Source organism: Bacillus cereus group sp. Bc061, from assembly GCF_027715825.1.
Classification (GTDB): domain Bacteria; phylum Bacillota; class Bacilli; order Bacillales; family Bacillaceae_G; genus Bacillus_A; species Bacillus_A paranthracis.
The window spans coordinates 1-862 of record NZ_JAQFTZ010000034.1; the positions used below are offsets into that span (position 1 = coordinate 1).

Here is an 862-nt window from a genome sequence, read left to right on the forward strand (position 1 = left end):
GCCACCCCGGCATGTCATATTGAAAATTGGAGCGGAAGACGGGATTCGAACCCGCGACCCCAACCTTGGCAAGGTTGTATTCTACCACTGAACTACTTCCGCAAGACATGTATGAGTTATTTTATTAAAAGTGCGGGTGAAGGGAGTCGAACCCCCACGCCAAAGGCGCTAGATCCTAAGTCTAGTGCGTCTGCCAATTCCGCCACACCCGCATATTTTGTTAAAATGGTGAGCCATGAAGGACTCGAACCTTCGACCCTCTGATTAAAAGTCAGATGCTCTACCAACTGAGCTAATGGCTCTTAATGGCTGGGCTAGCTGGATTCGAACCAGCGCATGACGGAGTCAAAGTCCGTTGCCTTACCGCTTGGCTATAGCCCATTAATTAAGAATGGTGGAGGGGGGCAGATTCGAACTGCCGAACCCGAAGGAGCGGATTTACAGTCCGCCGCGTTTAGCCACTTCGCTACCCCTCCGACATATATGGTGGAGGATGACGGGATCGAACCGCCGACCCCCTGCTTGTAAGGCAGGTGCTCTCCCAGCTGAGCTAATCCTCCATTTTGCCTGGCAACGTCCTACTCTCACAGGGACAAGGTCCCAACTACCATCGGCGCTAGAGAGCTTAACTTCCGTGTTCGGTATGGGAACGGGTGTGACCTCTCTGCCATCATTACCAGACTGTATTCATTTAAGACAAGAATCATTATAACTTATTTAACTTTAAAAGTCAACAAGTTTTTTATATTCTTTCAAAACTAGATAACATTGCTTCATATTATATGGTTAAGTCCTCGATCTATTAGTATTCGTCAGCTCCACATGTCACCATGCTTCCACCTCGAACCTATCAACCTGATCA

6 tRNA genes and 1 rRNA gene are annotated in these 862 nt (G+C 48.1%); all 7 read right to left on the minus strand.

The features are described from left to right. Positions 1–27: 27 nt before the first annotated feature. Positions 28–102: transfer RNA gene (locus PDQ40_RS28010), tRNA-Gly, on the minus strand. A 29-nt stretch (positions 103–131) separates the two neighbouring features. After that, a tRNA-Leu gene (locus PDQ40_RS28015) sits at positions 132–212 on the minus strand. Between the two features lie 14 nt (positions 213–226). Continuing rightward, a tRNA-Lys gene (locus PDQ40_RS28020) sits at positions 227–302 on the minus strand. A gap of 4 nt (positions 303–306) precedes the next feature. Continuing rightward, a tRNA-Gln gene (locus tag PDQ40_RS28025) sits at positions 307–381 on the minus strand. Positions 382–392: 11 nt separating this feature from the next. Beyond that, a tRNA-Tyr gene (locus PDQ40_RS28030) sits at positions 393–476 on the minus strand. A gap of 8 nt (positions 477–484) precedes the next feature. Next, positions 485–560, minus strand: a tRNA-Val gene (locus PDQ40_RS28035). Positions 561–565: 5 nt separating this feature from the next. After that, a 5S ribosomal RNA gene (rrf, locus tag PDQ40_RS28040) occupies positions 566–681 on the minus strand. Positions 682–862 lie beyond the last annotated feature (181 nt).